The organism is Thermosynechococcus sp. GLH187, from assembly GCF_031583395.1.
In the GTDB taxonomy this organism is placed as follows: Bacteria; Cyanobacteriota; Cyanobacteriia; order Thermosynechococcales; family Thermosynechococcaceae; genus Thermosynechococcus.
The window spans coordinates 1903901-1928819 of the sequence record NZ_CP134175.1; the positions used below are offsets into that span (position 1 = coordinate 1903901).

At 54.2% G+C, this 24919-nt stretch carries 21 protein-coding genes, 1 tRNA gene and 1 pseudogene; 6 read left to right on the forward strand and 17 right to left on the reverse strand.

Features of this window, described 5'->3' with window-relative positions; translation table 11 throughout:
- The first annotated feature begins 82 nt into the window (after window positions 1-82).
- The gene (locus RHI63_RS09365) at window positions 83-2764 is read left to right on the forward strand and encodes a CHAT domain-containing tetratricopeptide repeat protein (protein ID WP_310821518.1); all 2682 of its coding nucleotides are present in this window, start codon (window positions 83-85) and stop codon (window positions 2762-2764) included.
- Here the strand turns inward: RHI63_RS09365 and RHI63_RS09370 are convergent.
- Both RHI63_RS09370 and RHI63_RS09375 read right to left on the reverse strand, forming a co-directional pair.
- The gene (locus tag RHI63_RS09370; protein WP_206199937.1) at window positions 2761-3918 is read right to left on the reverse strand and encodes a DUF58 domain-containing protein; all 1158 of its coding nucleotides are present in this window, start codon (window positions 3916-3918) and stop codon (window positions 2761-2763) included. The two genes, RHI63_RS09365 and RHI63_RS09370, sit on opposite strands and share 4 nt — an antisense overlap.
- Before the next feature lie 14 nt (window positions 3919-3932).
- Complete coding sequence (locus RHI63_RS09375; RefSeq protein WP_225901551.1) at window positions 3933-4391, reverse strand: co-chaperone YbbN; 459 nt, start codon at window positions 4389-4391, stop codon at window positions 3933-3935.
- A 32-nt stretch (window positions 4392-4423) separates the two neighbouring features.
- Here RHI63_RS09375 and RHI63_RS09380 point away from each other — a divergent pair, with 32 nt between their 5' ends.
- Window positions 4424-5212: a hypothetical protein gene (locus tag RHI63_RS09380; protein ID WP_310821519.1), complete on the forward strand. Its 789-nt coding sequence runs from the start codon at window positions 4424-4426 to the stop codon at window positions 5210-5212.
- A 74-nt stretch (window positions 5213-5286) separates the two neighbouring features.
- The gene (gene recA / locus RHI63_RS09385) at window positions 5287-6345 is read left to right on the forward strand and encodes a recombinase RecA (RefSeq protein ID WP_302678148.1); all 1059 of its coding nucleotides are present in this window, start codon (window positions 5287-5289) and stop codon (window positions 6343-6345) included.
- On the opposite strand, the gene RHI63_RS09390 is transcribed toward recA, so the two are convergent.
- Both RHI63_RS09390 and RHI63_RS09395 read right to left on the reverse strand, forming a co-directional pair.
- Complete coding sequence (locus RHI63_RS09390; RefSeq protein ID WP_310821520.1) at window positions 6312-6851, reverse strand: GNAT family N-acetyltransferase; 540 nt, start codon at window positions 6849-6851, stop codon at window positions 6312-6314. The genes recA and RHI63_RS09390 overlap by 34 nt on opposite strands.
- Window position 6852: 1 nt before the next feature.
- The gene (locus RHI63_RS09395; protein WP_225901552.1) at window positions 6853-7719 is read right to left on the reverse strand and encodes a tetratricopeptide repeat protein; all 867 of its coding nucleotides are present in this window, start codon (window positions 7717-7719) and stop codon (window positions 6853-6855) included.
- A gap of 222 nt (window positions 7720-7941) precedes the next feature.
- On the opposite strand from RHI63_RS09395, the gene RHI63_RS09400 reads away from it, so the two are divergent.
- Complete coding sequence (locus tag RHI63_RS09400) at window positions 7942-8211, forward strand: CD225/dispanin family protein (protein ID WP_149818861.1); 270 nt, start codon at window positions 7942-7944, stop codon at window positions 8209-8211.
- On the opposite strand, the gene nagA is transcribed toward RHI63_RS09400, so the two are convergent.
- The 9 genes from nagA to RHI63_RS09445 all read right to left on the reverse strand — a co-directional run bounded on the left by nagA (window position 8182) and on the right by RHI63_RS09445 (window position 17354).
- Complete coding sequence (nagA, locus tag RHI63_RS09405; RefSeq protein WP_206199941.1) at window positions 8182-9333, reverse strand: N-acetylglucosamine-6-phosphate deacetylase; 1152 nt, start codon at window positions 9331-9333, stop codon at window positions 8182-8184. The genes RHI63_RS09400 and nagA overlap by 30 nt on opposite strands.
- Window positions 9330-9557, reverse strand: coding sequence for a ferredoxin family protein (locus RHI63_RS09410; protein ID WP_011057929.1), 228 nt, complete (start codon window positions 9555-9557; stop codon window positions 9330-9332). The genes nagA and RHI63_RS09410 overlap by 4 nt, the downstream gene beginning before the upstream one ends.
- A gap of 50 nt (window positions 9558-9607) precedes the next feature.
- Window positions 9608-11239 (reverse strand): ATP-binding protein, encoded by a 1632-nt coding sequence (locus RHI63_RS09415; protein ID WP_310821521.1) that lies wholly within the window; start codon window positions 11237-11239, stop codon window positions 9608-9610.
- A 3-nt stretch (window positions 11240-11242) separates the two neighbouring features.
- A complete protein-coding gene (locus tag RHI63_RS09420) occupies window positions 11243-12490 on the reverse strand; it encodes a D-alanyl-D-alanine carboxypeptidase (RefSeq protein WP_310821522.1) in 1248 nt (415 codons plus the stop codon).
- Window positions 12491-12497: 7 nt separating this feature from the next.
- On the reverse strand, window positions 12498-12704 hold the full coding sequence (locus tag RHI63_RS09425) for a DUF2839 domain-containing protein (protein ID WP_206199944.1): 207 nt from the start codon (window positions 12702-12704) through the stop codon (window positions 12498-12500).
- A gap of 59 nt (window positions 12705-12763) precedes the next feature.
- Window positions 12764-13249 (reverse strand): adenylyl-sulfate kinase, encoded by a 486-nt coding sequence (cysC, locus tag RHI63_RS09430; protein ID WP_225901714.1) that lies wholly within the window; start codon window positions 13247-13249, stop codon window positions 12764-12766.
- A 107-nt stretch (window positions 13250-13356) separates the two neighbouring features.
- A complete protein-coding gene (gene leuS, locus RHI63_RS09435) occupies window positions 13357-15924 on the reverse strand; it encodes a leucine--tRNA ligase (RefSeq protein WP_310821523.1) in 2568 nt (855 codons plus the stop codon).
- A 73-nt stretch (window positions 15925-15997) separates the two neighbouring features.
- Window positions 15998-16696, reverse strand: a complete 699-nt coding sequence (locus RHI63_RS09440) for a response regulator transcription factor (RefSeq protein WP_206199946.1) — start codon at window positions 16694-16696, stop codon at window positions 15998-16000.
- 52 nt (window positions 16697-16748) lie between these two features.
- The gene (locus RHI63_RS09445) at window positions 16749-17354 is read right to left on the reverse strand and encodes a hypothetical protein (RefSeq protein WP_206199947.1); all 606 of its coding nucleotides are present in this window, start codon (window positions 17352-17354) and stop codon (window positions 16749-16751) included.
- A gap of 194 nt (window positions 17355-17548) precedes the next feature.
- On the opposite strand from RHI63_RS09445, the gene RHI63_RS09450 reads away from it, so the two are divergent.
- Window positions 17549-17622, forward strand: a tRNA-Met gene (locus tag RHI63_RS09450).
- A gap of 69 nt (window positions 17623-17691) precedes the next feature.
- Window positions 17692-18399 carry a fimbria/pilus periplasmic chaperone gene (locus RHI63_RS09455; protein WP_310742956.1) on the forward strand — a complete coding sequence of 236 codons (708 nt, stop codon included), beginning with the start codon at window positions 17692-17694 and terminating at the stop codon, window positions 18397-18399.
- Here the strand turns inward: RHI63_RS09455 and RHI63_RS09460 are convergent.
- From RHI63_RS09460 to RHI63_RS09480, 4 genes and pseudogenes are all read right to left on the reverse strand, one after another.
- Window positions 18396-20879, reverse strand: a complete 2484-nt coding sequence (locus RHI63_RS09460; protein WP_310742957.1) for an O-antigen ligase family protein — start codon at window positions 20877-20879, stop codon at window positions 18396-18398. The genes RHI63_RS09455 and RHI63_RS09460 overlap by 4 nt on opposite strands.
- 71 nt (window positions 20880-20950) lie before the next feature.
- Window positions 20951-22183, reverse strand: a complete 1233-nt coding sequence (locus tag RHI63_RS09465) for an LL-diaminopimelate aminotransferase (RefSeq protein ID WP_206199950.1) — start codon at window positions 22181-22183, stop codon at window positions 20951-20953.
- A gap of 273 nt (window positions 22184-22456) precedes the next feature.
- A pseudogene (locus RHI63_RS13105) lies at window positions 22457-23412 on the reverse strand (type II restriction endonuclease).
- A complete protein-coding gene (locus RHI63_RS09480; RefSeq protein WP_315863388.1) occupies window positions 23412-24836 on the reverse strand; it encodes a site-specific DNA-methyltransferase in 1425 nt (474 codons plus the stop codon). Before RHI63_RS09480 ends, RHI63_RS13105 begins: the two are co-directional and overlap by 1 nt.
- Between the last annotated feature and the right edge of the window lie 83 nt (window positions 24837-24919).

The following is a 24919-nucleotide window of genomic DNA, read 5'->3' on the forward strand; positions in this document are numbered from 1 at the left end:
TTGTCGTTACATTGGGAACGCATTCTGAAAGTTAGCTGTCTAGGATAGAGATGACAGCAGCGGCAGGTGCTTTATGAGACAGATGTCGGGTCATCGGTGTGGTTTTGCGCTTCTGTTGGCGATCGCCACCACCACAGGATTTTACCAGCGGGGACTCGCACAAAATGAAGCCCAACAGTTGCGCGATATTATGCAGCGGTTGGATGCCCTACAACAGCGCTATAGTGCCGCCGTCAGTGAACTAGACGTGATTCGCAAAACCTCTTTTGGCGGCGATAGTAATCATGTCATTGCCCTCACAAATCAGATTGAGCAGTTGCAAAAACAGGGGAATTATGGCGCAGCAGTGGCACCCTCGCGGGAATTGGTGGCGATCGCTGAGCGGGTTTTAGGTGCCCATCACCCCACTGTGGCTGCAACTTTGAATAACCTTGCTGTCACCTACAAGGAACTGGGCAACTTTAGTGAGGCGATTCCCCTCTATCAGCGCAGCTTAGCCATCCGTGAACAAGCCCTTGGCGCCAATCATTCCGATGTTGCCACCAGCCTCAATAACCTCGCCAACCTCTACACCGATCAAGGCAACTACGGTGAGGCTCTGCCCCTCTATCAACGCGCCCTTGCCATCCGTGAACAAGCCCTTGGCAAGACCCATCCCGATGTGGGCTTGAGTGTGCACAACTTGGCAGTGATGTACCATTTGCAGGGCAGCCTAACCACAGCCTTGCCCCTCTACCAGCGCAGTCTGGGTCTCCTCGAACCCGCCTTAGGGACAGAACATCCCTTGGTGGCAACGGTGTTGAATAACCTTGCCGAACTCTATCGTGCTCAGAGCAATTATGGCGCGGCACTACCCCTTTACCAACGCAGTTTGGCCATCCGCGAAAAAGTGCTGGGGACAGATCACCCCGATGTGGCCACTAGCCTCAACAACTTGGCTGAACTCTATCGAGTCCAAGGCAATTACGGGGCAGCGCTTCCCCTCTATCAACGCAGTATTGCCCTGCGGCAGCGTACCCTTGGTGGCGAACATCCCTACTTGGCGCTGAGTCTTGCCAATTTAGCCAAAGCCTACTGGGCACAGGGAATGATCAACGAGGCCTTAACGGCTCTCAACCGCGCCCTTGAGATTGAAGAGGTCAACCTTAGCCGCAACCTCGTGGTTGGCTCTGAGGAATACAAGCGCAACTATCTGGCCACGTTTCAAGACTCCACCAACACCGCCATTTCCTTCCATTTACAGGGGAATCCCCAGAATCCAGCAGTGGCCAACCTAGCCTTGACTACCATTTTGCGCCGTAAAGGTCGGTTGTTGGATGTTTTAGCGGCAACGGCCAGTCGCCTACGCCATCAATTGGATGCCTCGGGGCAGCAGCAACTGGATCAATTAATTCGTGTGCGAACACAGATTGCTAGCCTCACCTTTGTGCGCGATCGCCCACCGCCGGCCAGCCAAATTAGCCAACTCGAACAGCGTGCTAACCAACTGGAAGCGCAACTGGTGAGTCAAAATGCCAACTTCCGTTTAGACGTTACCCCCGTCACCCTCAGTGCGGTGCAGCAAGCGATTCCTGCCAATGCCGTGCTGCTGGAGTTTATTGAATATGTGCCCTACAACCCAAAAACCAACCGCTGGGAAGCGCCCCGCTACGCCCTCTATGCCCTGAAAAATAGGGGTGCCCCCCAATGGCGTGACTTGGGTACCGTCGCTGATCTCGATACGGTCATTAAGGCAGCACGCCAGCGGATGGCGGATCCAAGATTGCCCGCTACCGTAACGAAGCCCTCTTTGAAGGCGGCCTATGAGCGCCTCTTGGCTCCTCTGGAACCCTTCCTAGCGGGCAGTACCCATCTGCTGGTGGCTCCCGACGGTCAGCTCAATACTCTCTCCTTTGAGGCCTTGGTGGATCGGCAGGATCGCTATCTGGTGCAGTCCTATACGATCACACTGCTCACCTCAGGACGCGACTTGCTGCGGCTGCAACAGCGGGGCAAACCGGCAAATCCCCCCTTGGTAGTGGGTAATCCCACGTTTAGTCAAGGGAGTGGTCGTGCTGTGGCCGGTAGTCAGCGGGGAGTGAACCCGCGATCGCTGGATTTGCGCAGCCTGACATTTACGGAGTTACCCGGAACCGCCACGGAGGTGAAAACCGTAAGCACGCTCTTGCCCCAAGCGCAGATCCTCACGGGTAGCAGTGCCACCGAAACTACCATCAAACAAACGCAGCGGCCACGGGTACTTCACCTCGCCACCCATGGATTTTTCCTAGAGAGTCCGCCCGTCTCTCCCCAAGTGCTGCAAAACACTCGTGGTCTCAATGCCAATACTCCCTTTAGGGGGGAAAATCCACTGTTGCGCTCCGGCTTGGCCTTGGCGGGTTTCAATCAACGGCAGAGTGGGGTGGATGATGGCGTGTTAACGGCTTTTGAAGTCACCGGCATTAACCTTGATGGTACCGAGTTAGTGGTGATGTCCGCCTGTGATACGGGGCGTGGCGATATTCTCAATGGCGATGGTGTCTATGGCTTGCGGCGAGCCTTTACCTTGGCGGGGGCACGTACCCAAGTGAGTTCCCTCTGGAAGGTGGATGACACCACGACCCAACAACTGATGGTTGCCTTTTATCAAAATCTAGCGGCTGGCAAGGGACGCAGTGAAGCCCTACGGCAAGCGCAGTTGCAGTTAATGAATGACTCCAGTAAGCAAATTCCCTATTTTTGGGCGGCCTTTGTTAGCAGTGGTGAGTGGCGCCCGCTGCCCTAAGACAGGGGGTAGCTGATAGGGGTTTGTAATTGGCTGCCGAGGGGGCGATCGCGATCAATCCACAGAATTGCCCCTTGCCGCCGTGAGGGTGGCTCTCCCCAGAGCACAGTGATACTGCCGGGGGGCAAAGGTTCAGGGCTAGGCCATTGACTGGTGAGCCAGACAAGGGAATCGATGGGATACTCAGCATCGGTGTCGCCGGGGGCGATCGCTGCTAGGGCCCGCAGTACCGTTGGCTGACCGTGGAGCATCCCCGTGGCGGGACTCCAAAACTGGACAGGAATTTGCTGTTGCAAACTGTAAAGGTAGAGGCTAGCCGCCGCAATCACCGCCTGCTCAAAGTCTTCGCCGCTCCAGTGGGGACGGGTATCAAGGGCAACGGTCACGGCATTACCACCGCTAAAGGTGTCAAACTCGCGCACTCGCAGTTCGCCATAGCGGGCACTGGTGCGCCAATGCACTAGACGCAAAGGGTCTCCCCAGCGGTAGGGACGTAAGGCACGGGTGATGCCCTCTTGGGCAACGTGAAGATGATGCTGGCGATCGCGCCACTCTTGGGAAATCTCTTGCCCCAGTTGATCGAGTAAAGGACACTGTTGCAGTTGCAAAACCTGCGGATAAACCACCACCTGCTGCGGTACGGGAAATGAGCGCTGACACCAAAAGAGGCCCAAGGGGGCAGCGGTGCGCAGCCGAAGCTGTTGCCACTCATAAATCCCCCGCCGCGGTGGGATGAGATCGTACTGCCAAGTGGTTGTTTCCTGTGGTGGCAGCCGCTCGATCGCCTGTTGGGGACATTCGCGCTGGGTGGCTGACCAGAGGCCACGGGGAACGGGGTCAATCACTTGCAAATTGTGGCGAGGCGTTTGGGTGGCATTGGTCAGAAAGACGGTCAGGCGTAGGCGATCGCCCGCATGAACTGGATCCACCTTGGCTCGCTCCAGCACCAATCCCCGCAAATAGCGCGGCGGTAGAATCGCCGCCACCAAGAGCAGACCAAAAATGATCCCCGTAATCACGTACAGCCAACCCGCCATCGAATTAATGGCTGCCGCAAAAAGAAAGAGATTCATGCCCAATAGCAACAGTCCCGCATAGGCGGGGGTCACCCAGCGTTCCTCTAAAAACTGACTGAGGCGACGCAGCTTAGTCATCGCAACTTCGGGTCTTAGGAGCGGTGGGACTCAGCAGGCAAGAGGCTAGGAAAGGAGTGGGCAAGCAGTTGCTGCAAGGCTTGACGAAAGTCCCCCTTGACAAGAGCAGGATCAAACCGCTGCACCAATTCGCCGCGCTCAAAAAAAAGAAGGGTTGGCAGGCTCGTCAGTTGAAAGTGACGACTGAGGGCAAAGTTTTCATCGGCATTGATCCGAAGAATTTGCAACCGGTGCGGCAGCGACTGCTCCAGTTGATCCAGCAGGGGATCAATGAGGCGGCAGAGGCCACACCAAGGAGCCCAAAAATGCACGATCACAGGCACGGGGGCACTGCGAATTTGCCGCTGGAATCCTTCAATATTAAATTGCTGAATGCCCTTCACGTTGTTATCTCGGTTTGTCTTGGGATCATGGTAGCAGTCAGCGGCGGTTTTGCAGCAGCGATTTGCGGCGATCTGATGCCGTAGGATCAAAAATAGCTCATACGATCGATTGGCGCTCCCAAATGACCCCCAAGCCCACCCTTTGGCAAAAACTTTTCCCCCTGCTGTTACGGGAAGCGATCGCCATGCTACAGGGGATCAATAACCTGCTTAGCAAGGCCACAGAGCAACTCAAGGGGGTGGCCACACAACGGGCGATTGCCCCGGAGCAGTTGACTCCGGAACGTTCATGGGTCAGTCGAGGGGCAGCCCTATGGTGGCAGGGAATGGGCTGGGTGCAGCAACGGCTGCCGAGTCATCTCCAGGAGCGTTATAACCGCGCCACATTGACCGCGATCGCGATCGCCCTACTTCTCATTTTGCTCTGGTTGAATCCCCTGAGTTGGTTTCAATCTCCCCCTCGGCCAACGGTGAAAGCAACCCAGCGTCCCCAACCCAGTGTCCTTGTGCAACCCCGCCCGGCACCCACACCCATGGCGGCAACACCCGCCCCAATACCCCAGCCGACACCGACACCCACTCCGTCACCAGGGGCGATCGCTCCTTCCACCTTCGTCAGTGACAGCCTCACCGTCCGCCAACAATTGCTGGCCCTTTGCGATCGCTACAGCAACGCTCTTGATCCCACCCTCACCCTCACCCCCAGCGAACAGCGCTTGGAATTGATGCTGGCCAACAGTTGGTATGATCTCAGTCCTACAAAGCAGGATCAACTAGCCCAGAACCTTTGGCAAACTGCCCATGACTTGGGGTATCAGACCGTCATTGTGGTGGATACCGAAGGTCACCTGCTTGTCCGTGATCCGGTGGTGGGTGATAATGCCATCGTTGTGCGTCGCAAGCTGATCTAACTCACCCTCGCAGCTTAAGCCATCAATTTCGCCAATCCGCTAACCTAGAAAAGTGCCAACTTCTTCAGCTTGCTATGAGTGACACCACCCTTTCCCCCGAAAAGCGCAAAGCCCTTGAGCTTGCCGTCTCCCAAATCGAACGCAACTTTGGTAAGGGCAGCATCATGCGCCTTGGGGATGCCACCCGCATGAAAGTGGAAACCATCTCTAGCGGGGCACTCACCCTTGACCTTGCTTTGGGGGGTGGACTGCCGAAGGGGCGGATCATTGAAATTTATGGCCCTGAAAGTTCGGGGAAAACTACCTTGGCGCTCCATGCCGTAGCTGAAGTCCAAAAAGCCGGTGGCGTGGCTGCCTTTGTCGATGCTGAACATGCCCTTGATCCCACCTATGCGGCTGCCCTCGGCGTGGACATTGAAAACCTACTGGTGGCTCAGCCAGACACTGGCGAAGCGGGTCTAGAAATTGTTGATCAACTGGTGCGCTCGACAGCCGTGGATATTGTGGTGGTGGACTCCGTTGCCGCCTTGGTGCCCCGCGCCGAAATTGAGGGGGATATGGGGGATAGCCATGTGGGATTGCAAGCCCGCCTGATGAGCCAAGCCCTGCGCAAAATTACCGGTAATATTGGTAAAACAGGCTGCACCGTGATTTTCCTGAACCAATTGCGGCAAAAAATTGGTGTCACCTACGGTAACCCAGAAACGACAACCGGCGGAACCGCCCTCAAGTTCTATGCCTCGGTGCGCCTAGATATTCGGCGGGTGCAAACCCTGAAGAAGGGAACGGAGGAATTTGGGATTCGCGCCAAAGTTAAGGTGGCCAAAAACAAGGTGGCACCGCCCTTTCGCATTGCCGAGTTTGACATTATTTTTGGTAAGGGCATTTCCAATCTTGGCTGTATTCTTGATATGGCCGAGGAAACCGGTGTGATTAGCCGCAAAGGGGCTTGGTATTCCTACAACGGCGAAAATTTGGCCCAAGGCCGCGACAACACGATTAAATACATGGAGGAGAACCCCAGCTTTGCCCAAGAGGTCGAACAGCAGGTGCGGCAAAAGCTAGACCAAGGGGCAGTTGTCTCCGCCAATACGGTGACTCATACCCACGATGACATGGGTGACGGAGAATAGGGGCGATCGCCCGCGAGGGACTTCCGTAGGAGCAATTTCCGCTCTCCCCAAAAGGTGAAGCCTTCCTCAACCACTGCAAAGCCACAGCGGGCATATAATTGCTGTGCTGCTTGATTTTGAGCAAGGACGTGAAGATAAAGATCGGAGTAGGTAGAGCAAAGGCTGCTCTCAACAGTGTGCAGCAAGCGACGGCCAATGCCACGCCGCCGGTAGTCCGGATGCACTGCCAAATTGGACAGGTAAGGTTTGGGTTCACCCTTGATCTCACGGAGCTGCACTTCCACACTCCCCACACATAGAGCAGACGTTCCCATGGATATGACGGCTAGCCAACACTGGTAGTGGGGACGCTCGCGCTGCCAGCGATCGCGCAAATCCTGCTCCATCCCCAACTGGACAAAGCTGCGCCAAAGGGCTTGCCAACCACCACCGGGGTGAAAACTCAAGGCCACTAATTGGGCAATGCTGGCAAGGTCAGTGATCTCTGCCGCACGAATCTCAATCATTCTAGGGCTGAGGAAGGGCAGATTGGTCAGGTTGGAGTTGGCTCATCAGTGCCCGCAGAGGGGGCTTGGCCAATAGGGTTTGCGTATCGGCCACTAGGCGATCGCCCCAGAGGTTTTCCCGCTGGAATTCCACCGTGCCGTAGCGGCTATCGAGACGCAGGGCTTCCGCTGCCAGTTGTAGTGCTCTTGCTTCATTCCCCAGTTGCAGCAGGGCTGTGGCCAAAGCAAGTTTCGGCTCACTGGCTTTGGGGTCAATGTTTGCCGCCTGTTCCCAGTTTTTTGCCGCTTGGCGGATATTGCCTTGTTCATAGAGCACGAGGCCAATGTTGGTATAGGCTGGCCAAAACTGACGATCCAAGCGCAATGAGCGGCGGTATTGCTCGATCGCCCGATCCTTTTGTCCCAGTTTTAGATAGGCGTTGCCAAGGTTGAACCATTCCTCTGTGGCATCGGGTTTCAGTGCCAATCCCTGCTCGATCGCCCGCACTGAGGCTCCATAGTGCCCTAGGCGAAAATGGGCAGAGCCTAAGTTGAAATAAGCCCCCGGATTTTTGTCATTGAGTTTCAAAGACTGCTCTAGGGCTGGCACTGCATCTTTGGGTTGATTGACCGTGAGGTAGAGTCCCCCCAGTAATGCCCAAATTTCGTGGGCTTGGGGTGCCAACTGCACTGCTAGCTTGGCTCGCACCAACGCCTCTTGAAATTGCCGAAACTGTGCCAGTTGTAGGGCTTCTTGGGCCACAATAAAGCCATTTTGCTCCATCTCCTTGGCATTGAGTTCAAGGGTGCGCGGTAACACCACTTGTGCCGTTGCCAGACTGCCACTCAGGAGAACAAGACCCAGACTCAGGGTTAAACGGGCAAGCATTTTAGGCACGATCAATTTCCGTGTTGCAAGCTAAGTGAATTCCTCTTTAGTGTGCCATACCCTACCGACGTTTGCGGTGACTGAGGGCGACGCTTGACAAAAGTGGAAAGGAGATGATTGTCTTTAGAGAAAAAATAGGCTAGCCTGTGCTTATCCAAAGATCGCTAATCAATTGCTGTCAATTAAACCCTATTCAAACCTGATTTTTAAGGAAATTTAACAATGAACCCTTCAAATGAAAACATTCCTAACTACATGGTTCCAGCGATTCTGTCCACGATTTGCTGCTGTTTGCCTTTCGGTATTGTCGCTATTATTTTTGCTGCCCAAGTCAATTCAAGGTTAGCAGTAGGCGATCGCGCCGGGGCGTTGGAGGCCTCAAACAAGGCCAAGCTATTTACTTGGATTTCGGTGATTGCGGGATTGCTCGGTGGTGCCCTTTATGCGGTACTCATGGTGCTCTCAATCATGGCTGAGCAAGGGGGGATGTAGCTCGCTGGCCAGTCGTTCATAGTGGTGGGGCGATCGCCAGCGCAGAAGATGGGTCACCGGCTGCTGTAGGAGTTCTGTCGTCAAACCGATGGCGCGGCGAGGATTCACCGTTGCGAGGGTCAACGCTGCTTCAAAATCGCAAACTCCCCAATCCACTAGGCGTCCCACCATTGCCAACAGCGGCACAGTGGTGCCACAGAGGGTGCCATCAGCCAGTCGTGCCGTCCCATTTTTCACTGCAATCTGCCGCTGATCCCAAGGATAGACCCCATCGCCTAACCCCAGCGGAGCAAGGGCATCACTCACCAAAAACAGGCGATCGCCTGCGCACTGCCACAACACCTTCAGCATTTGTGGATGAACATGCACCCCATCGCCAATCACACCGCACCAGACCCGCTGATCTGTCAAGGCTGCTGCTAACAGTCCCGGCTCGCGATGATGTAGAGGGGGCATGGCATTAAAGGCATGGGTGATCATTGTGGCACCGGCATCAAAAGCCGCCTGCGCTTCCTCCACGGTGGCCAAAGAGTGACCTAAACTCACGGTAATTCCCAACTGCCGCACATAGGGCAGCGCTTCACCATTGGTATCTAACTCTGGAGCAAGGGTGAGAATCTGAACGGTGTCACTGAACTCCCCTAAAACTGTTTGCACCCTTTCTAGGCTCAAGGGCTGAAGATGGGACTGAGGATGAGCACCGCGCTTCTGGGGATTGAGGAAAGGCCCCTCCAAATGCACACCTAAAATTTTGGCTTCAGGCTCTTGCGCATTGGGCACGTATTCGTGGATCACCCTCAAGGCAGTGTGAATTTCCGCCAGGGGAGCAGTCACAATCGTCGGGGCGTAGGCATCAATCCCCTCTTGCCAAAGATAGCGGCCAATTTTTGGCAGTGGTTCGGTGGTCTTTAACCAAGGAAAGGGAATGCCCAAGGCACCGTTAATTTGCAGATCGACGCCCCCAAGGGAGAGATAATCGCCGCCGAAGTCCAGCACCTCAGAGCCATCGGGGGGAATCAGGTCAGTGCCGATCGCCGTCACTTTACCATTTGTGAGTTGTACTTGTTGCCAGCGATCGCTCCCCAAAAGCCGCACGCGATCGAGCCATTGCTCAGTCATCATGCCGGCGTTGCTTGCAGATCAGGGCGTTCTTCAGGCACAATTGCCCCCTCCACGGGACACACTTGCAAACAAATGCCACAGTCAATACAGGTGGCAAAATCAATCCAGAACCAATCGGTGCCCTTGGCATTTTTCCCCGGTCCCGGATGAATACAGGCCACCGGACACGCCTCAACGCAATCGGCAACCCCTTCGCAGGTATTCGTGACAATGGTGTGCGCCACAGCGTTTTCCTCACTGAGAGTTGATTCAGGATCAATTCTAAAGCTCTAGGCTAGATCCCCAGATCTGACTTCGCCGCTTGAGCCGCCTCCAATAACATGGGTGTAGGGAGTGCCTCCCAATCGCGATCGCCGATCTCGGCATAGAAGGTTTCGTCATAGCTGCGGGTTTGGATCACCACAGGCATCGGCACCGCATGACCCAGCACAAGCGCCTGTTGTTTAGAATCCAGCTTGGCCAACACCGATCGCAACTGCTGCGAACCCGCCACCCCAGTGAAAATGGCCTCAATGTCCTTTTCATCGTTAAGGAGTGCGGTGATGCGGGTGCCAATTTGCGACATGATCTCGCTATCAATGCCCGAAGGCCGTTGATCAACAACGAGGAGCGTGACAAAGTACTTGCGCATTTCGCGGGCGATCGTCCCAAAAATCGTTTGCTTCACCGTCGCTGCATTCAAGAAGCGGTGAGCCTCCTCAATCGTGATCACCAGTTGACGCGGGCGATCGCTGGGATTTTTGGTTTGCAAAAAAATCTCCGACTGCTGCACATAGGCTTGGTGGATGCGGCGGGCAATAATATTCGTCGCCAGCATATAGGAGAGCATATTGGCTTGGGAGCCAAACTCAATCACCACATGTTGACCCGCCGCAAGAGTGTCCAAAATCTGACCAATGTAGTTCTTGGTACAGGTATTCCGCAGGTACTTCAGTTGCTCTAGCCGTGTCAGTTTGCGTTGCAGCGCCATGATCGAGGCTTTGCTGCCCATCTTCGTTTCGCAAAACTCCTGAATCTCCTGATTTGTCATCACCAAAAGGCGACTAATCCAACCCTTGCCAAACTCATTGCGCAGAATAATGGCATTTTCGAGGCTGGCTTCTGAAAGGTTAAGTTCCCCCTGCACCAGCGCCAGATCCTCCACCTCAATTTGATCAAAGCCAATGTAGAGTTCTTGGGCATCGCGCACCCCCCGCCGTTGCGTGGATTCGGGATCAAGGGTATAGATCTTCACCTGCTGTGGAAACAGTTGCCGCAATCCCTTAACGGTGCTGACTGACTTGCCTTCACGGGTGGCTTCCCAGCCATACTCCGAGTGCATATCAAAAATCAAGTTCACCGCCGCCTGTTTGCGGATAATCCCCGACAGCAACAGCCGCGTTAGGAAGGATTTGCCCGTCCCCGACTTGCCAAAGATGCCGTTGCTGCGCTCGACAAAGCGATCCAAGTCCAAACAGATGGGGACTGCCATATCTAAGGGAGTCCCAATGGCAAAGTTGCGCCGCTGCGGATCGTCTTCCCAGCCAAACACGGCGCGAAACTCCCGTTCACTGGCCTCATAGACAGGACTGAAATGGGCAGGGATCGTTTTTACGGGCAGTAAATCCTGCTCATCGTTGAGGATCATCAACATCGGTGCCACACTTAGCGTCGCAAACGTGCCCGTACCCGCCAGTACCTCCTGCAAAAAGGTATCCTCAAGGGCGGGGGGATTGAGCAGAATGCGGGGATTGGCCGTACCAAGCACGACATCCGTCAGCAGACAAAAGAAGCGCGATCGCTGGCCTTGCACCACCAAAAATTGACCAACCCGCAGTTCCTCAACGGAGACGCTACCACTGAGCCGCACTTCAAGGCCTTGACTGAGGGAACCTTGGACGACAATTCCCAGTTGTTGAGCCGTCATCGTTTATTGCGCCTTCAGGAGCTGAATGCGTTGCGGGTCGCCAAACCGCGGAGCAGGGGCTTGGCTGTGGAATTCAGCACCCAGTCTTGGCGTCGCTTGTAGCGTTTGACTCAGGTGCTGCACATAGCGATCCTGTGCCCGCCGAAACCCTTCTAGGTTGTCTCCGCCATTGAGAAGCGCAAAGCAGACAGTGCCGTATTTTGCTGTGGGTAAGACGCCAACCAACGCACTCACATTCCAAAGGGAACCGGTTTTCACCAGTGTGGCGGTGGGTAACTGACGATACTCAACGGTGCCGCGATCGCGCCCCGCCATGGGTAGCACATCCGCCAAACTGTGGTTTTTCTGAGCGAGCATCTCCTGAAGCGCCAAAAGCATCCCACACGCCGCCCGGGGAGAAATGCGATTCTCCTCCCCCAGACCTGAGCCGTTGATCAGTTGAATTTCACTGGGGGGTACATTGGCTTTACGGGCGGCCACTTGAGCTACGGTTGCAGCACCCCCTGCCATTTCTGCTAGGGTTTCCGCAATCTCATTATTACTGTAGATATTCATTTGCCGCACAATTTCCCCCAAGGGGAGTGAGCGATGCTCGAGGCGCAGGGTAACACTCGCAGGGATCGTGCTTTGGAAGCGTGTTTCACCCGTCATACTTACTTGGGGGCGGGGTTGTCCCTTCAGGTGCTGTTCATAGGCCGTTTGAATTTCAGGCGTCCAGCGGCGGTGATCTAGGGCGAGTTTGAATAGCGCTGCGGCGGTCTGGGGTTCAGGGTAAAAGTTCATTACAAAAGGGGGAACGATGACTAAATTCCCCTGCACTTGACGAATGCCCAAGCGATTGAGGGCATTACCGATGGCGATCGCCTCCTCCCAGACAAAGAGGGGATCATTGCCGCCAATCAAGACCAAGTCCCCCCTGAGAACACCATTTTGCAGCGTGCCTGTGGTGCCGATGCGCGTCAGAAACTGATAGTCAAAGGGGTATTTATCGAGAACCGCCAGACTGGTTGCCACTTTGGTAACAGAGGCAGCGGCAAGGGGGCGATCGCCTTGGTGGTTCACGAGTAACTGCTGAGCACTTTGAACCCAGATGCCCTGTTGACTGGGCAAGAAGCCTTCCTGAGCCAAGGTTTGCAGGTAGCGATCGCGATACTGATGCAGTGCCACCTCAGAGGGAAAGATGACTGCCTTTAATGCCTCAATGCGCGGCTGTCCCCAGTACCATGCCAATGCTGCCAACAAATCTAGCATACCCGTTCTAATTTGCTGTCAATTGCCACCATCCCAAACTGGGGCCAATAAAGCGAACCGTTAGCCAAATCACCACCAGCAGGCCAATCCCTACCCAGGTGCCCCGCGTTACCCACTTCTGGATTAGCAGCAGTTGCTCTTTCTGGAGCCAGCCCTTCTTTTGTTGACCGTAGGCCTCACCGAGGGTTTCCTTGCGCCGTTTTGCCTCACCCATACTCGCTGCTCGAACGGTTACAATCTCTATCCTAGATACTTTTGCGGGGCAATGACCCTCTAGGACTCAACGATTGGGCACACCACACCAAACTTCGCCAGCTTTTGCAACACCTTAGCCGCACTCTCCTCAATCGTCTCCAAATCCGTGCGGCATTCCACCTCTGGATTCAAGGGTGGCTCATAGGGGTTATCAATCCCCGTAAAATTGCGAATCTCCCCTGCCCGCGCCCGTTTATAGAGTCCCTTTACATCCCGCTGCTCACACACTGCCAAGGGGGCATTCACATAAACCTCAACAAAGCGGCCAATTTTATGCCGCACCTCATCCCGAATCTCGCGATAGGGCGAAATTGCCGAGACAATCACGATCACCCCGTGGCGAGTCAGCAGTTGAGCCACAAAGCCAATGCGGCGGATATTTTCATCCCGATCCTCTTTAGAAAACCCCAGCCCCTTTGTCAAATGCTGGCGGACAATATCGCCATCGAGAAGTTCAACAGCATGGCCAGCCGCCTGAAGCTGCTTGTGGACATAGTGAGCCAGCGTTGTTTTACCAGCCCCAGAGAGACCAGTAAACTAGAGAGTTAAGCCTTCGGAGTGGGTCATAGGAGGTTAATACAGTTAAGTGGACTGCGGCAACCAGTGAGGGTCTAGGGGGCTAAGACAAAGTTCACTAACTTGCCGGGAACGACAATCACTTTTTTGATCGTTTTGCCCGCTAGGTAGCGTTGGCCAATCTCCGACTGCTTGGCGGCTTCCTCCAGTTCCACTTGACTAGCCGTGGCAGGCACTTGGATCGCGCCACGGGTTTTGCCCATGACCTGAATGACAAGGGTGATTTCATCGGCAACGAGGGCAGTGGGGTCTGCTTTTGGCCAGGGCTGGCGGTGGATGGAGTCGGTGCCACCCAGTTGGTGCCAGAGTTCTTCGCTGATGTGGGGGGCAAAGGGGGCGAGTAGGGTGAGTAGGGTTTGGATGCCTTCGCTATAGACCCCCGAAGTGTGGCAGTCGGCACTGCCAAGGGCATTACTGAGTTTCATTAGTTCGGCAACAGCGGTATTGAGTTGATAGTCGCCTTCCAGATCGTCGCTAATTTCTTTGATGGCAGTGTGAATGGCACGGCGCAGCTCTTTTTCCGCTTTAGTGAGGCTTGCCGGCAGGGGTTGACCCAGCTGACCACCCTTGGCTTTGAAGGTTTGCACGAGGCGCCAAACGCGGTTGAGAAAGCGAAATTGGCCTTCGACATCGGCATCGTCCCACTCGAGGTCTTTTTCGGGGGGCGCCTTGAAAAGGATGAACATGCGGGCAGTATCCGCCCCGTACTTCTGAATCACATCGCCGGGGGCAACGCCGTTGTACTTAGATTTGGACATTTTTTCATAGACCACCTCTAGGGGCTCCCCTGTGTCCGGGTCGGTGGGTTGGCTGAGATCGGCGATGCGGCTAGGAATGATGTACTTGCCCGTGCGCGGATTTTTGTAGGTGCGCCCTTGAACCATGCCTTGGGTGAGTAGGCGTTGGAAGGGTTCACTGACATGGACAAGCTGGCGATCGCGCAAAACTTTGGTGAAAAAGCGCGAGTAGAGCAAATGGAGAATGGCGTGCTCAATCCCCCCTACATACTGATCCACGGGTAACCAGTCCTTGATGGCCGCTGGGTCAAAGGGGGCTTCACTGTTGCGCGCATCGGCGTAGCGGAAGTAGTACCAAGAGGAGTCAATAAAGGTATCCATTGTGTCCGTTTCCCGCTGGGCAGGGGTACCACATTTCGGGCAGGGAACATCGCGCCACGCCGCAAGTTTGGCCAAGGGAGAAGGGCCACGACCGCTAAACTCCACCTCTTCTGGCAGCAGCACAGGTAACTCTGACCGCGGCACCGGCACCGCCCCACACTGCGGACAGTGAATGATCGGAATGGGCACACCCCAGTAGCGTTGGCGAGAAATGAGCCAATCCCGCAGCCGATACTGCACTTGTTCGCGTCCCCAACCTTGGGTAGCAGCATACTCGGTAATCGCTGCTTTGGCGGCGGTGGAGTCCATGCCATCAAATGGACCACTGTTGATCAATCTCCCCGGCTCCGTATAGGCGGCCTTGAGGCGGGCACTGGCTTTACCGTCTGGGGGAATGATCACTTGGCGAATGGGGAGCTTGTGGGCTTTGGCAAACTGAAAGTCGCGCTCATCGTGGGCAGGTACGCCCATCACGGCTCCAGTCCCGTATTCGTAGAGGACATAATCGGCAATCCAGATAGGAATTTCCTCCCCAGTAAAAGGATTGACGGCTTTGCCACCGGTGGCCACACCGCGTTTGGGGCGATCGCCCGCTGTGCGTTCCAGTTCACTTTCCTGTTGGACACTGGCAATAAAGGCTTCGACGGTTTTGCGGCGGCGGCTAGTGGTGACTTTCGGTGTCAGGGGATGTTCGGGCGCCAGCACCACGTAGGTCACCCCATAGACGGTATCGGGACGGGTGGTAAAAACAGCAATTTTCTCATGACTGCCAACAATTGGGAATTCCAGATAGGCACCCGTGGACTTGCCGATCCAGTTGGCCTGCATCAATTTCACCCGCTCTGGCCAGCCCGTCAGTTGTTCTAAGTCATTCAACAGTTCCTCGGCATAGGCGGTAATTTTCAGGAACCATTGCTTAAGCAGTCGCCGTTCCACTAAGGCGCCCGATCGCCACGATCGCCCTTCGCTATCCACCTGCTCATTGGCCAAAACTGTTTGATCCACGGGATCCCAGTTCACCGCTGCTTCCTTCTGGTAGGCCAAACCCGCCTCAAAGAATTCCAAGAAGAGCCATTGCGTCCAGCGGTAGTAGTCGGGGTGACAGGTGGCTACTTCCCGTTCCCAATCGTAGGACAGGCCAAGGCGTTGCAGTTCTTGGCGCATTTGGGCAATGTTTTGCTGTGTCCAGACGCGAGGATGAATCCCCCGTTCAATGGCGGCATTTTCTGCCGGCAGGCCAAAGGCATCCCAGCCCATCGGGTGGAGAACGCGATAGCCCTGCATCCGCCGACAGCGGGCAATGACATCGGTAATCGTATAGTTGCGGACGTGCCCCATATGCAGATTCCCGGAGGGGTAGGGAAACATCGAGAGGGCATAGAATTTCGGCTTTTGCGGATCGGTGTTGGTGCGATCGATCTGGCGGGCAGCCCATTCCCGTTGCCACTTGGCCTCAATCACTTGGGGGTCGTAGCGATCGTCCACAACAGTTTTCCCAAAAGAACAGCTTATCTATTGTATCTGGCACGTTCCTCTCCAAGATACGGCAACAGTGGTCTTAGCTTGCCGGTGCCGCAACGGGGCGTAGCCGATAGCCTTGACCATAGACCGTTTGAATTAGGGAGGGTTCGTCGGCATGCTCAATTTTGCGCCGTAGCAGTCGAATCTGGGCGGCCAATAGGTTGCGATTGACACAGGTCTGATCCGGCCACAGTTGACTAGCAATCAATTCATGGCTGAGAAGTTCCGTCGGGTGCTTGAGGAAAAGAGCTAGGAGCGCTGTTTCCTTCTCAGAGAGGGAGATACACTGTGTTCCTCGGTAGAGCAAGCGACCTTCGACATCGAGCCGCAGATCCTGCCAGCAAAGAATCGGTGCCGTACACCCCATCGTGTGGCGCCGTCGCAGCAGTGCTCGTACCCGTGCCAGCAATTCCCGCAGTTCAAAGGGTTTAACCAAGTAATCATCAGCACCGGCATCCAGACCCCGCACCCTGTCATCCACCGTATCTCGAGCAGTGAGAAAGAGAACGGGAGTCTCATCACCAGCTTGGCGCAATCGTTGACAAAGTTCTAGCCCCGTAGGCGGTGGCACCATCCAATCCAAAATTAAGAGGTGGTAGGGGCGCTGCGTTTGCCAGTAGGTTTGAGCCGTTTCACCATCGTAGGCCACGTCAACGTGGTAGCCCTCTTGGCGCAGGATGTGACCCAAGGGGTCGGCGAGTTCCGTTTCATCCTCTAGCAGCAGAATGTGCTCCACAACATGAATTGATGGCTGATGGACACCAAAATTTTAGCGAAATCCTCTTGAGTTAGGCGGCTGCTTGTAGCAACTGAGGCGGCACTGGAATTCCCGCTGCGATCGCCTCCGCTGGCAGTGTGGGTACAAGGCGATAACAGTAGAGAAGAAATTGCTCTAACCATGTTTGTAGCAGGTCTTGCTGCTTCTCATTGAGGTAGCGATCGGGAGCAGGTACTTGCTCAGTGTAAAAGGTCTCAACCCGAATCGTGCGCAGCCAAGGATGAGTCGGGCGGGTAATCAACCAGTAGTTACGCACAAGGGCACAACCGAGGTGATTCTGCACGATCTGGCTTGCCTTCCTAAACCATGGCAGATAGTTTTGCAGCGTCTGTACCACTGGTGGCGTAAACAAGGGGCGTACTGCGGATGTCACACCAAGCAGGTTCAGGATTTCACCCTCTAGTGCCAAGAGGTAGGCCAAATTGATAGGGAGAGACGCCTTAGCCCGAGCGTAGGACACCAGTAGTGTTTCTAGGGTGGCACGGCTCGCTTCTGGGAGTCCTTCAATCAACAGGAGAAGCTGATTTTCAGTTCGCAGGGGACTGGCAGAGAGGGCTGAGCCTTGGCGCTGATAAATTTCCCTCAGAGTATCGAGGAGAAGAGGCGGTAGCAGCATTGCTCAAGGAGTTAGTCTAAAAAGACCTAGGTAATCTTAATACTTTCTTTATAGGTGTTTGTCGGGATGATGGAAGTAAGGGTTGCTACAGTTGACCCAGAAAAAACTTAGGGTATTGATAGGATGTTATAAATCTTCTAGCGATCGCTTGCCAATCCTCTAGGGAATACGCTATCTTAGACAAGCTAGAGCAACGCGGGGTAGAGCAGTCTGGTAGCTCGTCGGGCTCATAACCCGAAGGTCCATGGTTCAAATCCATGCCCCGCCATTCATGATGTTTAATCGATTCTGGCGCTTCTTAGCTCCTTTAATTCCTCTCCCTAGCTTGATTCTTGGCATGTCCACAGCGCAGACGGCTCAATATCGCTTGAGTGCGCTGAAGATTGAACTGGCACCCCAAGAACCTTTTACGGTACTGGCGATCGCTAATACGGGCAATGTCCCCCTCGACTTTAAGGTGCGGGTGCAGCAGTGGCAACAGCGGGCAACGGGGGAAGATGAACTCCATCTCTTACCCGCAAATAGCCTAGAGCTAGTCGCCTTTCCCAACCTCCTGCATCTGCCCGTGGGCGGACGGGCTGAAATTCGCCTTGGCCATCGCTTGCCGGCTGCTGATGTCGAGCGGACATATCGGCTTTTAGTTGCAGAAATTCCTCCAGCCCCTCAAGGAATCGGCTCAGAAACGCGCCTCGTAACGGTGCATAGCCTACCCGTATTTATCAAACCAGCGGTCATTCGGCGGCAGGGGCAACTCCTCAATGCCCAAGTGCAGCAGGGAACCCTGCAAATGACTGTCAGTAATCGGGGCAATGTGCATATCGAGGCGGATCAAATCACAGTCAGAGGCTTGGCGGAGAATGGTCAACGGCTCTTTGAGCTGCGCCCGCAACGGGAATATGTTCTTGCAGGGGTGACGCGGCCCTTAATGCCCATGCCTTTGCCCCAAGACCAGTGTGCAGCCGTGCGAATCCTACAGATTGTCTTGGACATTGCTGCCCATCCCCCCACCACCCAAATTGAGCGACCCACGGGGGTTTGCCGTTAGAGCCTTTGATTAAGAGCAGCAAAAAGACGCTGGCGATCGCCCTCTAGAGCCTGATCTAGTTCTGGCAAAAAGGTGTTGTCTGGCCACAGCGGCGCGAATAAAGTCACCATTGGCAGACTGTCAATGGCAATGAAAAAGTCCGTAGGTTGGGGGCCATCAATGTGGCGACTATTGACGCCAAAACCGGCACGGGTATAGGTAATCGCCACGGCAGGCGCCGCCGAACGCAACCAATCAAGGGGTGTTGGCTGACCAGCTATGGAGCGCACCATCTGTTCCAGTTGCTCTGGACTTCCCGGCCAAATGGAGGCCAAGAGGTCACGGCGGTTGTTAGGGTCATCCCATGCCTTGAGGAAGGTTTGCAGCGTTGCAGGAGCCTTCAATGTTGCCTCTTGGGGGTTGGCCAAGGGTTGCAGCCATGCAGCTAGGGGGTCGGTGTCCCGAGGGAGTTCCCCTTGCCACCAGCGGAGGAGGGTTGACACTTGACGCACATAGGCGCCTGAGGGGCGATCGCTGGCAATGTCCTGCTCAAGCTGACGATAACGCTCCGTGACCGCCGTCAGAACTGGTTGATAAAAGGGTGCGAGGGGAGCAACCCGCCAAGCCGGACTGGTGATGAAGATGGGATGGCGCAGCACCTCAAGGATCAGGGCTTGGGTGGCGAGTTGCGGTTGATTCTTACGAATGAGGGCTAAGCCGAGACCCAGAAAATTGCCCCGTTTAGCCGGTACCAGTTGAGCCGCTTTGGCAAAGGTAGGAACTGCTGCACCCAAATTGCCCTCGCGCCAATAAAGCCATGCCAAGTTACTATAACCAAACTCAAGGTAGGGGGACAGCTCAATTCCTTTTTCAAACTCAACCGTTGCTGTACGCAAGAGGTTTGCCCGTGCTGTGGGGTTGTCTGTCATCATGCCCCGCTGGCCATAGTGCCACCCCCGTTGCAGCGGATAGTAGGGTTCCCAAGGGGCGAGTTCCTGAGCATGGAAGAGCTTCTCAGTAAAGCGATTCCAGTCGGGAGGGGTTTCCAAGAGGGCTAGAAAACCTTCGCTGCTACTTGCCCAAGCACGGTGAATCGGTGTCAGCCAACCCACCATCACTAGGATGATTCCTAAAGCCACGCCCACCAGCGAGAGTGCCCAGCGTACCCGCAACCGTTGGGGAGGAGTTTGCCCTTGGCCTGTGCGAATCAGGGTTGTTAAGAGGGTAAGTTCAATTAGGAAGAGGCCACCAATGCCAACATTGTCCAGTTGAAAATCCGTAAGACTGAGTACGCCGTAGCCCCAAAGCGCAAGGTAGAGGGCGATCGCCAGCCGTTGTTCCCGTTGTGTTAAGTTCGGCCACCAGCAACGATAGCGCATTGCCCAATAAACCAGTAGCCCCACCCCCAAGAGCAATACGGCAATGCCCCAAAGGCCAAGTTCGGCCCACAGTTGTACGGGGGTACTGTGGAGTTGATAGATCCACTCCGCTTCACGGCCAGCCCAGCCCGGACGATAGTGCTGATACCACAGGGGCACACTGCCTAAGCCATTGCCCCTCAGAGGATGGGCGGCCCCCATCCGCCAGCCAACAATACTGGTAATCCAGCGGTAGGCTAGTTCGCTCCCTTGTCCTCCCTGCCAGAGAGCCACTAAGCTGCGGCGCAGGCGATCGTTGGCCAAAGCGACCACCGCTAAGCCCACCAAAGCCAACAAGCCCCACCAAGAGCGACGCTGGCGGCGATAGTGCCAAACCCAACCCACGCCAAGGGGAATGACCATTGCCAGTAAGCCGAGGCCGCCCCCCCGTGAAAATGTTGTATAGAGGGTAACTAGACCCAAAAGCAGCACCGCCATCCAAAACCGGCGCGATCCACTGGCTTCTGCTTCTATGGCCAACAGTCCTACCAAGGGTAGAGCCAATAGGAGATAGCCCGCCACGTAATTTTGGTGGCCAAAGGGTGCCCAGTTGCGGAGTTCCAAAGTGTCCACATTGAGGTGGGGCGTTAATCCTTGGGGAGTATCAAAAATTGCCGGGGCGATCGCTGTGCCCAGCCAAAGGCCTAAACTGACAAGAATCACGAGGGCAGTGAGATAGCCTTGAAAGCGCACAATTTGCCAGCGGCGTTCTGGGGTGCGCAACCAAGCCCCGAGGGGATAAAGAACAGCAATACCTCCCAACAGTGCCCAGCCATACCAGCGAGCCTGATGGGGAAAAGTACTCCACGTCCCTGAAATCGCCAATGCCAACAGGAGTAATAGCACTACGCCATCAAAGCCATTTCCCAAGGGCTGCACCCGCCGTTGATAGGCCAACACCTGCAAAAACCAAAGCAGAGGCACCCCCAGCGCGGCTTGCCAGAGTAAGACCCAAGGCCACGCCACCATGAGACTGTGACTATCGGGTAGAAGCGTAAAAAAGGTATAGCCAGCTGCTGTGAACAACCCCAGCAGAATGCCCTCCTGTTTCGCTGCCTGTTCGCCCCAATGTTTTGCCGTCATCGGTGATGCTAAAAGGGTTTAAAGCCGCTCCAACCGCTTTGATGAGCCTTGTCCTGATTCTAGGTGAATTCTTAGGCAAAGGCTGCCACCACCCGATCCATGGCTTCAACCACATTTTCCCGACTATTAAAGGCCGAAAGGCGCAGATAGCCCTCACCCGCTGCCCCAAAACCAGCACCGGGGGTACCCACTACATAGCAAGTGTGCAGCAATTTATCGAAAAAGTCCCAACTGCCAATCCCTTGGGGCGTCTTCAGCCAGACATAGGGAGCATTGACCCCACCATAGACTGCAAAGCCCGCTTGGGTGAGTTTTTCGCGAATGAGACGGGCATTGTCCATATAGAAGGCCACCAGTTCCCGTACTTGGGCTTGACCGGCTTCAGAGTAAACCGCCTCGGCGCCCCGCTGCACCATGTAGGACACACCATTAAACTTCGTGGATTGCCGCCGTTGCCACAGCGCCCAGAGTTCGACGGCCTCGCCACTGGGGGTTTGCCCCTTGAGACCCTTGGGTACTACGGTAAAGGCACAGCGAGTTCCCGTAAATCCGGCATTTTTCGAGAAGGAGCGGAATTCAATGGCACACTCGCGGGCACCGGGAATTTCATAGATGGAGTGGGGAATAGCGGGATCGGTAATAAAAGCTTCGTAGGCGGCATCAAAGAAGATAATTGCTTGGTGGGCACGGGCATAGTCCACCCACGCCTCTAAATGCTCCCGTGTGGCCACCGCACCGGTGGGATTGTTGGGGAAGCAGAGGTAGATTAAGTCCACAGGTTCACTGGGTAGCGTGGCGGTGAAGTGGTTTTCAGCGGTAATCGGCAAATAGACCAGTCCAGTGTACTCCCCGCGTTCATTGGCTTCCCCCGTGTGCCCTGCCATGACATTGGTATCCACATAGACGGGATAAACGGGGTCGGTAACGGCAATGCGGTTGCCGTCGCCAAAAATATCGAGGATATTCCCTGTGTCGCACTTGGAGCCGTCGGAAATAAAAATTTCACTGGCATCAATGTCGCAGCCGCGGGCTTGGAAGTCGTGGGCGGCAATTTTTTCCCGTAGCCAAGGATACCCCTGCTCAGGCCCATAGCCTTTGAAGGTGGCGCGATCGCCCATTTCTTCCACCGCTTGAATCATTGCTTGACGACAGGCTGCCGGCAGCGGTTCGGTGACATCCCCAATGCCGAGACGAATCAGGGGGGCATCGGGATGGGCTTGCAAGAATTGATTGACACGGCGGGCAATTTCCGGAAAGAGATACCCTGCCTTGAGTTTGAGGTAGTTTGCGTTAACAAAGGCCATAGATTAGACTGCAATCAGGGAGATTTGTTAAATTTTAACCTCAAACATTCTAAAGTGATGCTTTAATTTGGGCAACTCAATATCCTTCAGGATGAGCACCCTAAAGAATACGGGATTATTCACGCTTTCCTCACTCATATTCGCCAGCGATTGCTCTATAAGCCTCTGGAACTGCACAGTAAAGCTCACGGCCTGAAAAGCAGTACTTGCAGCAAAAGTGAGTCCTCCATTGGGGCGATCGCTGGTTGGTATAACTAAATTGGGTCAGCACTTTTACAAATCACATAACCAGCGACAGATCGATGCAATTTGATTTGGATTGTTTAGGTTAGCAGCGTTGGCAAGTAATCCCTTTTCCAGTTGATCCCATATCTCGACCGCCATTTTCTTCTCAATCGCTGCACCTATAAAGAAAACATGCGGGGAGTGTTTCGCTTTCGAAAACGCTTCACGGATACGGTCAAGAGCCGCTCGCGCAGTTTTCCAATGCTCGTCTGTGCCTGCTGGGTCTATTCCCCCTTTGAGTTCACCGAGTGCAATATAAGACGTGGCCAATTGATGCTCTGTGGACTGCAACTCCTCAGGGCTAAGGTTAAATAAACACATGTCCACATTGTTTTTCACCAAAGGGACGGTCAAGTTGTCAATCAAGGTGCGCGACTTACCCATGCTTTCCCAGCTCAAGCCACGCAAAGACAACTCGATTTCCAAGTCATCGTCAGTCATGTCAACCCACCGCCTAGTCTTTGAATGTTGCCATCTATAACTGATGCCAGCTATCGCCAGCGTTGAAATGATTGCGCGAGTAAGTTTTCTCTGCGCTAAGACGCCGCCAATGTTGCGCATTGATCCGCCGAGGGCGTCGCCACGCGTCAGCAGAAACCTGAACACTAGTTCTTCAATAAATTTCTCTCCCGCTGGCTCAAGAAATTCTTGATGAGGCCATTGATGGCTTCCGCCTTGTCTGCTGGCTGTAGATGAACCAGCGCCTTGTCAGATAATCCTGCTCCCCTGAGAAGACCTACTTCTATGTCTTTGATAGCCAGCAAATCAGCAGGGGTTTTAGCCCCTGATGCAGCTTCTTGCAATGCCCTTGCTTCGGCGACGTAAGGCGTAGAGCGACGATTCTTTTCGAGCGCAAGAGCAACAAAGCCTGCGCGTGTGGCTTCATAGCTCGTAACGAGATCATCACTAGACTGAAGATGGTTTCGGTATGGGCGCAAAGACATTACAATTTTCTCCAGATGTAAATGCCCTTACGTAGAGCTTCGCGTCCGTACTCCCCCATCTGCTGGCTACTATTGCCTTTGCCGTTTGGCAAAACGAGAATACGTTCAACATAAAAGCCTAATTTCTCTGCAATATCAGAGAGGATCATATCGACCGAAACGCTCGCTCCTGCATAACGGACATTATCGTTGACCATAAACAAGAGTGCGTTTGGTTTCAATACACGCGCACATTCGGCGACAACACAAGCCATCTCATAAAAATAGCCTTTTACCATCCGAGGAATTCCGTTATTGTTCAGAGCCCGTTGCGCTTTTTGGTCTTCCAAGTACTTCAGAATGGCTTGTAATAGTTCCTCCTCATCAGCAGCAGCCAATGCCGTTGCCCATTGCGGGTTAATGCCCAACAAGTCTTTTGGGCGATTTTCCACTGTACAACTAAGCATCTCTTGGCGAAGTCTCAGTAGTTTTTGTTCATCTGTGCCCAACAACGCGAGTTCCAGTGCATAGGTACGCGTATAGTCATAGCGGTTGCAGTAAGGCGGAGAGGTCAGAATTGCATCGTAGGTGCTGTCGGGTAATTGCGGCAATATTTGAAGACATGAACCCTCAAACAAACGGATTTGAGCCTGAAGTTTTTCCGCAGCAAACAAAGTTGTTTGATGATTGGGTGATACATCTTCTAAAATCTCGTTTATCTTTTCACAAATAGCCTGATCGAACTCTAGGATTTCGCCCTTGTCGAAAATTTTCTTACCCTGTGTGCGTCCAGAGCGGTAATCCCACCGAAGGTATTGACCATCCTTTCGAGTAAAACTGATGGATTCCAGTACACAAAGTAAAGCAAAGCGCAAGATGGATTGAACTCTACTATTCTCGACTTGGTACGCGCCTATATATTTTTCGATGGCTTCCTTTGTTGTTTTGGGATAAGCTCCCTGTGTGATTCGCAGCTCTGGCAAGGGAACACTTATTTGCGACTCTTTCCAAACTCTCAACGTCGACCATTGGCACAATCTCTCGAAGTCTTCAGGGGTGAATTCGGCATCTAGAATTTGTTTGGCCGCAATGATTTCGCGACCAATGGGTAACAACTCGATCCCATCTGCATCTATACCCATTGCACTTGCAGCAAACAAAGCTGTTCCACTGCCTGCGAAAGGATCCAGAATTCTACCTGCGTTAATACCGTTATGAAATAGATGTTCGACTAAAGAAGCTGAAAACGCTTCTTTGAACTTGTACCAACGATAAGAAGGTCTAGTTTTATTGCCTTGGAAACTCACCAAAAAACGCGAGAGTGTAGGGTCAATGTCGAATCTGTTTCTGAACCGATCGTGTAGCTGCTTATCAAGATGTCTAATAGTGCTGAGGAACTCAGGGGGTTGAGACAATACAGCAGTGGATGCCGTAGTATATTGCATTTCAATAGCTGAATACTAAACGTACCGATAGGTTGTGACCTCTCGCCTGCACGAGAAGACTGCTGCTCTCGGTTAAGTGTTTC